The organism is Kitasatospora sp. NPDC058170, assembly GCF_042883905.1.
Lineage (GTDB): Bacteria > Actinomycetota > Actinomycetes > Streptomycetales > Streptomycetaceae > Kitasatospora.
This window is the reverse complement of record NZ_JBHVUV010000001.1, coordinates 324,649-336,436: the sequence shown is the minus strand read 5'-3', so window position 1 is coordinate 336,436 and position 11,788 is coordinate 324,649. Positions and strand designations below refer to the sequence as shown.

Genomic DNA, 11,788 nt, shown 5'->3' with positions numbered 1-11,788 from the left:
GAGGGCCGGGCCCCGGCCGGGGCCCGGCCCGGGCGGCCGTACGACAGCAGGGCGATCGGGCTGGTTCCCGCGCCCCTCAGACTCCCGGGCCCTGCGGCCCGGGGTGGTACCCGCGGCGGTGGATGGAGACCTCCGCGGGGGCAAAACCCAGCGCCCGTACCGCAGATCGCGGCGGGCGGAAGCACCAGGGGAGGAATCCGATCATGGAGAACATGGTGGACTTCGAGACCGACCTCGCGGCCCTGCAGGAGCTGCCCGAGACCGAGTCCGTGGAGCTGACCGGCCACGGCGGCGGCTGCCAGTACACCTGTCTGATCCTGACCTGTCTGATCTTCACGATCAGCTAGTCGACCAGCTAGTCGACCGGTCGGCGGCTGCCCGCCGGTGCCGTCCCCGCCTGTCCGGACAGGCGGGGACTGCGCGTTCCCACGGCACGCCCGCCCGTCCCGGCCCGCCCACCGCGCCGCCGATCGACCGACCCACCCCGAGGGGAGTCCTGCCATCTCGACGCGGGCGCCGGGGAGCGGGTCGCCCGATGCCGTGCCGGTCGCAGGGCGCACATGGTGATCTCGATAGGATCTCGCCCGTTCCGGCCGTTATGGTGGCCGGGGCAAGGGCCGCGATCACCGGCTGTGGCGCACCACGGAGCGCCCGATCGGATCTCCGGTCGGTTCTCCGACCGGTCCCCTGATCAGGCATCCGAGACCAGGCGTCCGGTCAGGCACCTGAACCCGGGATCCTGTTGTCGGGCTCCTGCACCGGGCACCCGATCAACGCCCGCCCCGCGCCCGTGGTACCGCCCGGGCGCCGAAGCACCTGCACCCTCGCACGGAAAAGACGATTCTGATGTCCGACACCCTCACCGACACCACCGGTCCCGCGACCACCGGGCCCGACGCCGACGAGACCACGGCCGAGGACACCTCGTCGCACGGTCGCCACCGGGGCGGTTCCGCCGCCGACGACGCGCCGGAGGCCGACCCGCACGGCCGGCACCGGCTCGGCACCCTCGCCGGCCTGAACTGAGAGAACCCCCGCAGAACCCCGGAAGGGCCCGCCGCACCGGCGGGCCCTTCCGTCTGCCGCGGTCAGCGGAAAGCCGCACCCCGCATCACGCATCACGCATCTGCCACCCCTCACACGTCCAGCGTCACGACCGTCCGCAGCGCCTCGCCGCTCCGCATCTGCGCGACGGCCTCGTTGACGTCGGCCAGCGCGACCCGGTGCGTGATCATCCCGGCCAGGTCGATCCGCCCGGCCCGCCACAGCTCGACCACCAGCGCGATGGTCCGCGCCACGTCCGCGCCGCCGTACAGCGAGGGCAGCAGCCGCTTCTCGTTGAAGAACAGCTCGCCCATGGTGAACTGCGCGAGGTCGTCCTGCGCCCCGGCGCCGATCACCACCACCGCACCCCCGCGCCGGGCCGCGTCGTACCCGGCCCGCACCGTGGCCGCGCGGCCGACCGCCTCGAAGACGTAGTCGTAGCCGCCGCCCGGCAGACCCTTGGCGATGGCCTTCAGGTCCTCGGGCGCGACGGCGTCGGTGGCACCGAAGGCCAGGGCCCGCTCCCGCCGCGAGGCGACCGGGTCGACCACGGTGATCCGCCCGGCGCCGCAGACCCGGGCGCCCTGCACCGTCGCCACGCCCACGCCGCCCGCGCCGATCACGGCGACGGAGGCACCGGGTTCGACCTTCGCGGTGTTGACCGCCGCGCCGATGCCGGTGGTCACCCCGCAGCCGATCAGCGCGGCGAGCTCGTACGGCAGGTCGGCGGGGACCTTGATGACGGCACTGCGGTCGACCACCACCTCCTCGGCGAAAGCCCCGGTCCCGTAGAAGCCGGAGGCCTCCACGGCCGCGCCGTCCGGTCCGGGGCCGAACCGGAAGCCCGGTGCGCCGAGTCGGCGGAGGCTGGCCACGCACAGGTGCCCGCGCCCCCGCTCGCAGTGGACGCACCGGCCGCAGGGGGCCATCCAGCAGAGCACCACCCGGTCGCCGACCGCGACGCCGGTCACGCCTTCACCGACCTCCACCACGTCCCCGGATCCCTCGTGGCCGGGGACGAAGGGCGCGGGCTGCGGCAGCACACCGCCCATCGCCGAGAGGTCGGAGTGGCAGAGGCTCGCCGCCCGCAGGCGCACCCGCACCTTGCCGGGGCCGAAGCCCACCGCCACCACGTCGTCGCGGACGTCGAGCGTGTCCTGGCCGGTCTTGTGCAGGATGGCTGCGCGCATGGCGTTGCTCCCGGGTTCCTTGATCGGTGGTCGGGCCCGATTCTGGCACGCCACGCCCACCCGGAGTAGAACACGTTCCACCCAGCTGCCCGGCCGTCCCCGGCCCCGCTCGAAGCCCGCGCCCTGCTGACCGACTGACCTGCTGGCTGGCTGATCGACCTGCTGGCCTGCAGACCTGCCGACCGACCCACGAGCCGACCAGGGGGAGGCACCCACGGGACGGCCGGGCATACCGTCGAGTAGGGTCCGACGGCGAGCGGTAGCACCGCCCACCGGAACATCCGGATACCCGGAACACCAGGACACCCGGAACCCCTGGAGCATCCGGAACACCCGGGATCCCACACCGTCCACCGCCCCGGCGAGGAGCAGCACCATGTCCGACCTCCTGCAGAACACGCGCCCCGCACCCGAGGTGCTGGCGGCGTTCGAGGCCGCGACCGGGTTCATGCCCGTGGACGAGGGCCTGGCGCTCTACGCGGCGGCGCTGGAGTCCGCCCGCCGCACCGGGCGGCCGGTGCTGGAGATCGGCACGTACTGCGGCCGGTCCGCGATCCTGTTGGCCGCCGCGGCCCGGGAGGCCGGCACGGTGGCGCTGACCGTGGACCACCACCGGGGCTCCGAGGAGCAGCAGCCCGGCTGGGAGTACCACGACACGACCCTGGTGGACCCGGAGGTCGGGCGGATGGACACCCTCCCCCGGTTCCGCCGCACCCTGCACGCGGCCGGCCTGGAGGACTTCGTGGTCGCGCTGGTCGGCCGCTCGCCGCAGATCGCGGCGCTGTGGGGCGGACAGGTCGGCCTGGTCTTCATCGACGGCGGCCACACCGACGAGCACGCCACCGCCGACTACGAGGGCTGGGCGCCGCACCTCGCGCCGGAGGGCCTGCTGGTGGTGCACGACGTCTTCCCCGACCCGGCGGACGGCGGACAGGCGCCCTACCGGGTGTACCTGCGGGCACTCGCCGAGGGGTTCGAGGAGGTCTCGGTGACGGGCTCGCTGCGGGTGCTGCGCCGCACCGCCGGCTGAGCCGCCACCCCTGCCCGACTCCCCACCCCACCCCTGCCGGTCCTCCCCGTTCCGGTCCGCGCGGTCCCGGGCCGGTCCACGAGATCCACGGACCGGCCCACAGGCGATCACGGATGCTCTAACGTCGTGCCGGGGCTGTGGGGCGGGGGCTCGAACGGTACGGTGTCCGCGCGGCGCGTCGGCCATCACGGCGGCGCCGCGACCGGCACCGCTGCGGCATCGCGGCGGGCGCCAGGAGCCGGCGACAGCGGCACAGCACCAGGCAGAGCATCGGGCAGACGGTGGGGGCTAGCGCAATGACGGACCAGCACAACACCGCTCCGGCGGTCTGGGACCCCACCGCGCGCGGTGGGGCGGGCGGCTGGGTGCGCGGCCCGCAGGGCGCTGCCCCCGCCCAGCCCCAGCCTCCGGCTCAACCCCAACCGCCGGCTCAGCCCCAGCAGCAGCCCCAGCAACAGCAGCAGCCGGTTCCCCCGGCCGCCGCCCCGACGCCCCCTCCCGCCCCGCAGCAGGCCCCGGCCGGCGGCATCGGCGACCAGGGCCCGCCGCTGGGCGCCCGCCCCTACCTGGCCGCCGCTCCGGGGTACGACGCCCCGACGGCCCCCGCCTTCCCCCGGGCCGCACCGCCGGCGCCCTCCGCACCCGCACCCGCGGCCGCGCCGCCCGGCCAGGGCTTCCCGAGCCACGCCACCCCGCAGAGCCAGGGCCAGGGCGGCTACGGCTACCCGCAGCCGCCCGCCCCGGCCCGCCCCGCCCCTTCGCAGCCCGGGTACGGCGCGCCGAACCCGCACGCCGCGCCGTACCCCCAGGCCGCGCCGTACGGCCAAGGCGGTCAAGGCGGCCCTGGTGGGCCCGGCGGCCCTGCCCCGGACCTGTACGCCCAGTCCCCCGGCGGCTACCCCCAGGCCCCGGGAGGCTACGGCCAGTACCCCGGCCAGCCCGACTACCCGGCCGGCTACGAGGACCTCGACGACGACGAGGACCGGCGCGGCAGCAAGCGGGCCCCGCTGCTGATCGCGTTCGCCCTGCTGATCGTCGTCGCCCTCGGCGGCGGCGTCCTCTGGGCGAAGCAGGACAGCGGCTCCTCGTCCGACAAGGCCGCCGGCCCCACCCCCTCGGCCACCGACACCACGGCAGGCGGGACCCCGCAGCCCGCCCCCGTCCCGAGCGGTTCGGACGCCGCCCCCAGCACGGCCGCCACCGACCCCGCCTCGGCGAGTCCGAGCGCCAGCCCGTCCGCCGGCGCACCCGGACCGGGCGCCCAGGCCCAGGCCAAGTCGCTGGACGAGCTGCTGACCCGGGGCGAGGGCGCGAAGGCACCGATCGGCAGCGCGGTCGCCAAGGTCAACAGCTGCCCGTCCAAGGCCGACATCGAGAGCGCGGCGCAGGTCTTCGACACCGGCGCCAAGCAGCGCGACCAGCTCCTCGCCGACCTCGGCAAACTCACCGTCACCGACCTGCCCGGCGGCGCCGACGCGGTGCAGTCGCTGAAGTCCGCCTGGCAGCTGTCCGCCGACATCGACCGGGCGTACGCCAGTTGGGCGCGCACGGTGGCCGGCCAGGGCTGCTCCGGGGCGGCCCCGAACACCGCCGACAAGAAGCACGCGGACGAGCTCAACCCGCAGGCCACCCAGGCGAAGAAGGACTTCGTCGCGAAGTGGAACGCGATGGCGAGCACGTACAGCCTGACCCCGCGCACCCAGGACAGGATCTGAACCACCAGTGACCCGCACCACCCAAGGCCCCGCCGGCCCCACCCGCCGGGCCGACGAACCACCCCGCCGCTCCGCCCTGCTGCGCGCCACCACCGTGGCGGGCGCCCTGGTACCGCTCTGCCTGGTCGGCTGGCTCGGCTGGCAGGCCGTCAGCGACAGCGGCCCCTCCGCCGCTCCGACGACCCGCCCGGCCGAGGCCGCCGCCCCACCGGCCGGCTCGGCCACCGCGTCCTCGGCCGCCACCCCCGGCACCACCCCGCCGACGACGCCGCCCACCGCTCCGCCGGCCACGCCGGAGGCGGCCACGCCGGAGGCGGCCACCCCGGCCGCGCCCGGCACCCCCGGCACCTCGGCCGCGCCCACCACTCCCGGCACCCCGGCCACCCCCGGTGGGCAGCCCGTGGCCGCCACCGCCCTCACCGGCCGCACCGTGCTGCTCGACCCCGGCCACAACCCGGGCAACTTCAAGCACACCACCGAGATCAACCGCCTGGTCGACATCGGCAACGCCCGCAAGGAGTGCGACACCACCGGCACCTCCACCAACTCCGGCTACACCGAGGCCGAGTACACCCTCGACGTCACCCGCCGGGCCCGGGAGATCCTGATCGCCCGGGGCGCCACCGTGGTCCTGGCCCAGGACGCCGACAAGGCGTGGGGTCCGTGCATCGACGAGCGGGCCCGGGCCGGGGCCGCCGCGCACGCCGACGTCGCGCTCTCCGTGCACGCGGACGGCGGCCCGCCCGGCGGCAGCGGCTTCCACGTGATCATGCCCGCCAAGGTGGTCGCGGGTAAGGCGGACACCTCCGCGATCGTCGCGCCCTCGCACCGCCTCGGGCTGCTGCTGCGCGACAGCTTCCACACGGCCACCGGCGAGCCGTACGCCGACTACGTCGCCAGCCAGGGCCTGGACACCCGCTCCGACCTCGGCGGACTGAACCTGTCGGCGGTCCCCAAGGTGTTCATCGAGTGCGGTAACATGCGCAATTCCGCGGATGCCAGACGGATGACGGACCCTCAGTGGCGCCAGCAGGCGGCCCAGGGAATCGCGGACGCGCTGACGTCGTTTCTGACCACGCGGTAGACGGCCCGGCAAAGGGGTCAGGACCGCGCAGTTTGCAACGACTTCGCCCCATTCCCGAGCCCGCTGTGCACCGACGGGGCGGTTGGCCCTAGGCTCTTGGTCCGTTCGGGAGTTTCCCGGCCGGTCTGCCGACCGCGAAAACCGCCGACCACGACACACCAACGAGGGGAACGTTAGTGAATCTGCGCGCTCTCACCAGGGGAGACGCCGCCGTCGCAGGTGCGGCCGTCCTGCTCTTCATCGCTTCATTCCTGCCGTACTGGACCGTGGACTGCAGCGGCAAGTACTGCGGCGACACCTCGCAGAACGCCTGGGACAGCATCCTGTTCCCCGTCCTGCCCTCGGTCTTCCTGCTCGGCATCCTTGCCGCCGTGCTGATTCTGGTGCAGCGCTTCCAGGGCGCCGCCGCGGCCAACCGCCAGGTGCTCGGCCTGCGGCTGGACCAGTGGGGCATCGCCTTCGCCGTCGCCGCGCTCTGGACCTCGGTCTGGGCGCTGGGCGGCGGCCCGAAGGGCCTCGACCACGGCTTCGGCGCCTGGCTCGCCGTCATCGCGCTGCTCCTCCTCTCGGGTGCCGCCGCGGCCGGCCCGCTGGTGCCCGCGCTGCAGGCCCCGCTGGTGACCGACAAGCCGGCCGCCCCGCAGGGCTACCCGGGCGGCTACCCGAACCCGCAGGTCGGCCAGCCGGGCCAGCCCGGCCAGTACGGCTACCCGGCCCCCGGCCAGGAGCAGCACCAGGCCCCGGCCTTCGGCGGACAGCCCGGCGGCTACGGCTACCCGGCGGCCGGCCAGCAGCAGGACGCCGCGGCCCAGCAGGCGGCCCACCAGGCCCACCAGGCGGCCCAGGCCGCCCAGCAGGCCCAGGCTCCCGCCCAGGCCCAGGCCGCCCCGGTGCCGGCTCCGGCCCCGGCGGCCGACTTCGCGCCGTTCTGGTTCGCCGTCCCCTCGCCGCGCCAGCTGGCCCCGAAGGACAACCCGGTCGGCGGCCCGGTCGGCGAGCTGGTCCCCGGCACCTGGTACCTGGCGGTCGAGCAGCGCGGCACCGCGCTGGTCGCCCAGCTGCAGGACGGCACCCAGGGCGTGCTGGCCGACACCTCCGGCATCCAGCGCGGCTGACAACCCGCTCCCTGCACGGCTGCACGGCGAAGGGGCGGGACCGGATCACTCCGGTCCCGCCCCTTCGCCGTGTGCGCCCCCGGCGGGAGCGCTCAGCAGCAGTCCTGGACCACCAGGCCGGCCGGCAGCTGCTCGCCGCCGAAGACCGCGACGGTGGCCGGGTCCCCGCCGAGCGCGGCGACCGCCAGCAGCAGCGCCCCGGCCGTCCAGGTGGTGCGCTCCTCGGGCCAGATGGCATCGTCCTCGAAGACGTACCCGGTCCAGTACGAGCCGTCGGTGTGCCGCAGCCGCTGGATCCAGCGCAGGATCTCCACCGCCCGGTCGGACTCGCCGATCGCCCAGAGCGCCATGGCCAGTTCGGCGCTCTCCCCGCCGGTGACCCAGGGGCGGTCGCTCACGCAGCGCACGCCCAGGCCGGGGACGACGAAGCGGTCCCAGTCCCGTTCGATCCGCGCCAGCGCGGCCGGGCCGCGCAGCGCGGTGCCGAGCACCGGGTAGTACCAGTCCATCGAGTAGCGGTCCTTGTCGAGGAACCGCTCGGGGTGGTGCGCGACGGCGTGCCGCAGCCGGCCGGCCGCCAGCTCCCAGTCGGGCTGCGGCTCCTCCAGGTAATCGGCGATGGCCAGACCGCAGCGCAACGCGTGCAGGATGCTGGAGGAGCCGGTGAGCAGCGCCTCGTCGGGCGCGCCGCCGTGCTCGTCCAGCCGCCAGGAGATCGGGCCGCCGGGCAGCCGCAGGCCGACGATGAAGTCCAGCGCGCGCCTGACGACGGGCCAGACCCACTCCAGGAAGGCGTCGTCGCCGGTGCTGAGGTGGTGGTGCCAGACGCCGACGGCTATGTACGCGCAGAAGTTGGTCTCCTTGGACGCGTTGGAGACCTCCCCGTCGGTGTAGCCGGCGTACCAGGAGCCGTCGGGGTTCTGGTTGCCGGCCAGCCAGCGGTACGCGGCCTCGGCGGCGGCGTGCTCGCCGGCGGTGTCCAGGGCCATCGCGGCCTCGGTGTGGTCCCACGGGTCGAGGTGGTGGCCGGTGAACCACGGTATGGCGCCGTCGGCGCGCTGCTCGGCGAGGATGCTGCGGACGGTCCCGGCCGCCTGCTCGGCGTCGAGCACCCCGTCGAGCAGCAGCACCTCGGGGACGGCGGCGGTCACGCCACCCCGCCCGGTGCGCGGTTCGGCTTGGAGGCGTAGGCGACGAAGCTCTTGCCGATGACGGGGTTGAGGGCCTTCTCGGCGGCCTTGGTGAGGGTGCTGATCACCGGGGTGCCGACGATGTCCCAGACCAGCAGCTGGTGGTAGGCCTTGACCGGCAGCGCCTTGTCGTTGTCCACGCCGACCGCGCACTTGATCCACCAGTAGGGCGAGTGCAGCGCGTGCGCGTGGTGGGTGCCGTACGGCTCCAGCCCGGCCTCCTTGAGCCGGTCGAGCAGTTCGTCGCCCCGGTAGATCCGGATGTGGCCGCCCTCGACCTCGTGGTACTCGTCGGAGAGCGCCCAGCAGATCTTCTCCGGCAGCCAGCGCGGCACGGTCACGGCGAGCAGGCCGCCGGGCTTGAGCACCCGGAACATCTCGTTGAGCACGCCCTTGTCGTCGGGGATGTGCTCCATCACCTCGGAGATGATGATCTTGTCGAAGTACTCGTCCTCGAACGGCAGGGCCAGCGCGTTGCCCTCCATCGCGACCGCCGACGCGCCCTCGGGGGCCTCACCGGCCTGCTCCATGGCGGCGAACCACTTCCTGACCTCGGCGATCTCCTCGGTGTTCTGGTCGAGGGCGATCACGTTGGCCCCGCGCCGGTAGCACTCGAACGCGTGCCGGCCCCCGCCGCAGCCCAGGTCGAGCACCCGGTCGCCGGGGGCGAGCGGGAAGCGCGAGAAATCGACGGTCAGCACTGCGGGCTCCCATTCCTTTGGTACCAGACGTTTGTGACGCTGCGCCGGACGAGCGTACGGCGCTGTCGGCGGCGGCCCGGACGGGCATCCGGCGCCGACCGGTGGCGGCTCAGGGGACGTAGCGCCAGCCCGGTCCGGAGCGGGCCCGCCGCCCGACCCCGGTGGCGATGGCCGCCCGGTACCCCTCCGCGGTCAGCTCGGCCGCCCGCTCCCAGGTGAACCGCGCGAGCACCCGCTCCCGGCCGGCCGCACCGAGCTCCGACCGCAGTTCCGGGTCGTCCAGCAGCCGTCCGAGCGCCGACGCCAGGGCGTCCGCGTCACCGGGCGGTACCGCGAGACAGGTCTCACCGTCCGGGCCGGCCACCTCGGGGATCGCCCCGCCGGTGGTGGCGACCAGCGGGGTGCCGGTGGCCATCGCCTCGGCGGCGGGCAGCGAGAAGCCCTCGTACAGGGACGGCACGCAGGCCACCTCCGCCGAGCGGTACAGGTCGACGAGCTCCCGGTCGGTCAGGCCGCTGCGGAACTCGATGTGCCGCTCCAGTCCGAACCGGCGCACCGCCTCGGCGACCGGCCCGGCCTCCTTCTGCGGCTTACCGACCACCACCAGGTGGGCGTCCCGCTCGGTACGGACCTTGGCCAGCGCCTCGACCAGGTGGACCAGGCCCTTGAGCGGCACGTCCGCGCTGGAGGTGGTGACGATCCGTCCGGGCACCCGGGCGATCTCCGCGGAGGGGGACCACAGCCGGGTGTCGGCGCCGATCGGGACCACCGAGATGCTGCCGGGCGCGGCGCCCAGGTGTTCGGCGATCTCGGTCTTGGAGCTGCCGGAGACGGTGATGATGTGGTCCAGCCGGGCGGCGACCCGGCGCTGCATCCGGGTGAAGGCGTACCAGCGGCGCAGCGAGAGCCGCCGCAGCGGGGTGGGGGCGGCGGCGAGCTCCAGCCGCCGGTCCACGGTGATCGGGTGGTGGATCGTGGTGACCAGCGGGAACCCGTGCCGGGCCAGGCCGAGCAGCCCGTAGCCCAGGGTCTGGTTGTCGTGCACCACGTCGTAGCGGCCCTTGTGCAGGGCGAGGTACTGGCGGGCGCGCAGCGAGAAGGTCAGCGGCTCGGGGAAGCCGCCGGTGCGCATGGTGGCGTACTCCAGCACGTCCACCAGGCCCCGGTACTCGCCCACGGCCGGGGTGCGGAACGGGTCGTCGCTCCGGTAGAGGTCCAGGCTCGGCAGCTCGACCAGGCGGACCGAGCCCGGCCCGTCGACCTCGTCGAGCACGGGGTACGGCTGGGCACCGATCACGTCCACGTGGTGGCCGAGGCGGGCCAGCTCCCGGGAGAGGTGCCGTACGTACACGCCCTGGCCGCCGCAGAACGGGTCCCCGCGGTACGACAGCAGGGCAATCCGCAGCGGCTGCGCGGTCATCCTCGGCCCCCATCTCGGCTGCATCTGTGGTTGTTGTCCATGACTGTGATCCATGACTGTGGTCCACGGCTGCGATCTTCGGCTGTCATCGTCGCCGCCGGTCGCTAAAGTAGATCAGGTTTCAGTGTGGTGTGGAGCTCGTCATCGACCATGTGAACAATGAGAGACCTCGAAGATACCGGCCCGTAGCTTGCCGTCAGGAGCCAGGGCTGGTGATTCACGCCACGCCACGGCCTGGTGATTCCCGCCACGCCGGACACCTGCGGAACACGCCGGTCCCGCCGGTCCTCCGCACGCCCGGCCCGCCCTGCCCGTCCTGTTGGAGCACACCGCCACCCGCGCCCCGGGAGCACCCTTGCCGTCGCCCGTGACCCCCGCGAACCCCATGCCCGCCACGCCCCCCGTGCCCCCTGCGGACCCCGCGCCCCCCGCGGACCCCTCGGACCCGGCGCGCCCGTCGGACCCCGTGCGCCCGTCGGACCAGGCGCGCCCGTCGGACCAGGCGCGCCCCGCCGATCCGCCGCTGACCGCCCGGCAGACCGAGCGCCGGCGCCGGATCCTGCGGGCCGCGACCGTGCTGGCCGCCCGGGGCGGGTACGAGGCGGTGCAGATGCGGGAGGTCGCGGAGGGCGCGCAGGTGGCGCTCGGCACCCTCTACCGGTACTTCCCCTCCAAGGTGCACCTGCTGGTGGCCGTGATGCTGGAGCAGTTGCAGGCCCTCCAGGAACAGGTACGGCGGCACCCGCCGACCGGGCCGGACCCGGCGCCGCGGGTCGCCGAGACGCTCACCCGGGCGTTCCACGCGCTCCAGCGCGAGCCGCTGCTGGCCGAGGCGATGGTGCGGGCGCTCTCCTTCGCGGACCGCTCGGTCAGCGCCGAGGTCGACCGGGTGAGCACCACCACCGCCCAGCTGATCCTGGACGCGATCGGCCAGTTCGGGCCGCCCTCCGAGAGCCAGCGGGCCGCCGTCCGGGTGATCGAGCACACCTGGCACTCGGCGCTGGTGGCCTGGCTGTCGGGCCGCGCCTCGATCGCCGAGGTGCGCGCCGACCTGTACACCGCGGCCCGGCTGCTCACCCTTCCCTGACTGGAACCTGTTCCTGTGCGGCGCGGTCGGGTGCGGCGGGTACGGCGGCTAAAGTCGACGGGCACGACAAATCCATCCGTTTCTCCTCCGGGGAAAGCCGGTGCGATTCCGGCACTGACCCCGCAACCGTGAGCCCGGTGCGCTGCTGCCGGGCGAGTCGGAGTGCCCGGAGAGAGGCGAGCGGCCACCCCGGGCGCACCGGCGCCCGGCAC

General features: G+C 74.6%; 11 protein-coding genes and 1 riboswitch. Of the genes, 7 read left to right on the top strand and 4 right to left on the bottom strand.

From position 1 onward, the window contains the following. Positions 1-203: 203 nt before the first annotated feature. The gene (locus ACFVVX_RS01575) at positions 204-347 is read left to right on the top strand and encodes a VenA family class IV lanthipeptide (RefSeq protein ID WP_153882823.1); all 144 of its coding nucleotides are present in this window, start codon (positions 204-206) and stop codon (positions 345-347) included. Between the two features lie 499 nt (positions 348-846). Further along, complete coding sequence (locus tag ACFVVX_RS01570; protein WP_387940155.1) at positions 847-1,026, top strand: hypothetical protein; 180 nt, start codon at positions 847-849, stop codon at positions 1,024-1,026. Between the two features lie 110 nt (positions 1,027-1,136). Here the strand turns inward: ACFVVX_RS01570 and ACFVVX_RS01565 are convergent, their stop codons facing one another. After that, a complete protein-coding gene (locus tag ACFVVX_RS01565; protein WP_387940153.1) occupies positions 1,137-2,234 on the bottom strand; it encodes an alcohol dehydrogenase catalytic domain-containing protein in 1,098 nt (365 codons plus the stop codon). A 376-nt stretch (positions 2,235-2,610) separates the two neighbouring features. On the opposite strand from ACFVVX_RS01565, the gene ACFVVX_RS01560 reads away from it, so the two are divergent. The 4 genes from ACFVVX_RS01560 (at position 2,611) to ACFVVX_RS01545 (ending at position 7,178) form a co-directional block, all read left to right on the top strand. Continuing rightward, on the top strand, positions 2,611-3,264 hold the full coding sequence (locus ACFVVX_RS01560) for a class I SAM-dependent methyltransferase (protein ID WP_387940151.1): 654 nt from the start codon (positions 2,611-2,613) through the stop codon (positions 3,262-3,264). A 296-nt stretch (positions 3,265-3,560) separates the two neighbouring features. Next, a complete protein-coding gene (locus ACFVVX_RS01555) occupies positions 3,561-4,979 on the top strand; it encodes a hypothetical protein (protein ID WP_387940149.1) in 1,419 nt (472 codons plus the stop codon). A gap of 7 nt (positions 4,980-4,986) precedes the next feature. Next, the gene (locus ACFVVX_RS01550) at positions 4,987-6,063 is read left to right on the top strand and encodes an N-acetylmuramoyl-L-alanine amidase (RefSeq protein ID WP_387940147.1); all 1,077 of its coding nucleotides are present in this window, start codon (positions 4,987-4,989) and stop codon (positions 6,061-6,063) included. A gap of 176 nt (positions 6,064-6,239) precedes the next feature. Beyond that, entirely contained in the window at positions 6,240-7,178 is a 939-nt protein-coding gene (locus tag ACFVVX_RS01545) for a hypothetical protein (RefSeq protein WP_387940146.1), read from the top strand. Between the two features lie 92 nt (positions 7,179-7,270). Here ACFVVX_RS01545 and ACFVVX_RS01540 read toward each other — a convergent pair whose 3' ends face one another. From ACFVVX_RS01540 to ACFVVX_RS01530, 3 genes are all read right to left on the bottom strand, one after another. Further along, on the bottom strand, positions 7,271-8,329 hold the full coding sequence (locus tag ACFVVX_RS01540; RefSeq protein WP_387940144.1) for a prenyltransferase: 1,059 nt from the start codon (positions 8,327-8,329) through the stop codon (positions 7,271-7,273). Further along, entirely contained in the window at positions 8,326-9,069 is a 744-nt protein-coding gene (locus tag ACFVVX_RS01535; protein WP_387940142.1) for a class I SAM-dependent methyltransferase, read from the bottom strand. The genes ACFVVX_RS01540 and ACFVVX_RS01535 overlap by 4 nt, the downstream gene beginning before the upstream one ends. A gap of 109 nt (positions 9,070-9,178) precedes the next feature. Continuing rightward, positions 9,179-10,489: a glycosyltransferase family 4 protein gene (locus ACFVVX_RS01530; protein WP_387940140.1), complete on the bottom strand. Its 1,311-nt coding sequence runs from the start codon at positions 10,487-10,489 to the stop codon at positions 9,179-9,181. 466 nt (positions 10,490-10,955) lie between these two features. Here ACFVVX_RS01530 and ACFVVX_RS01525 point away from each other — a divergent pair, with 466 nt between their 5' ends. Further along, entirely contained in the window at positions 10,956-11,576 is a 621-nt protein-coding gene (locus ACFVVX_RS01525; RefSeq protein ID WP_387940138.1) for a TetR family transcriptional regulator, read from the top strand. Positions 11,577-11,641: 65 nt separating this feature from the next. Then, positions 11,642-11,765: riboswitch (cobalamin riboswitch) on the top strand. The last annotated feature ends 23 nt before the right edge of the window (positions 11,766-11,788 follow it).

Bases quoted from the DNA above. Each gene is read 5' to 3' on its own strand.
- ACFVVX_RS01570 (WP_387940155.1), top strand. From the start codon at position 847: ATGTCCGACACCCTCACCGACACCACCGGTCCCGCGACCACCGGGCCC.
- ACFVVX_RS01530 (WP_387940140.1), bottom strand. From the start codon at position 10,489: ATGACCGCGCAGCCGCTGCGGATTGCCCTGCTGTCGTACCGCGGGGAC.
- ACFVVX_RS01565 (WP_387940153.1), bottom strand. From the start codon at position 2,234: ATGCGCGCAGCCATCCTGCACAAGACCGGCCAGGACACGCTCGACGTC.
- ACFVVX_RS01560 (WP_387940151.1), top strand. From the start codon at position 2,611: ATGTCCGACCTCCTGCAGAACACGCGCCCCGCACCCGAGGTGCTGGCG.
- ACFVVX_RS01575 (WP_153882823.1), top strand. From the start codon at position 204: ATGGAGAACATGGTGGACTTCGAGACCGACCTCGCGGCCCTGCAGGAG.
- ACFVVX_RS01555 (WP_387940149.1), top strand. From the start codon at position 3,561: ATGACGGACCAGCACAACACCGCTCCGGCGGTCTGGGACCCCACCGCG.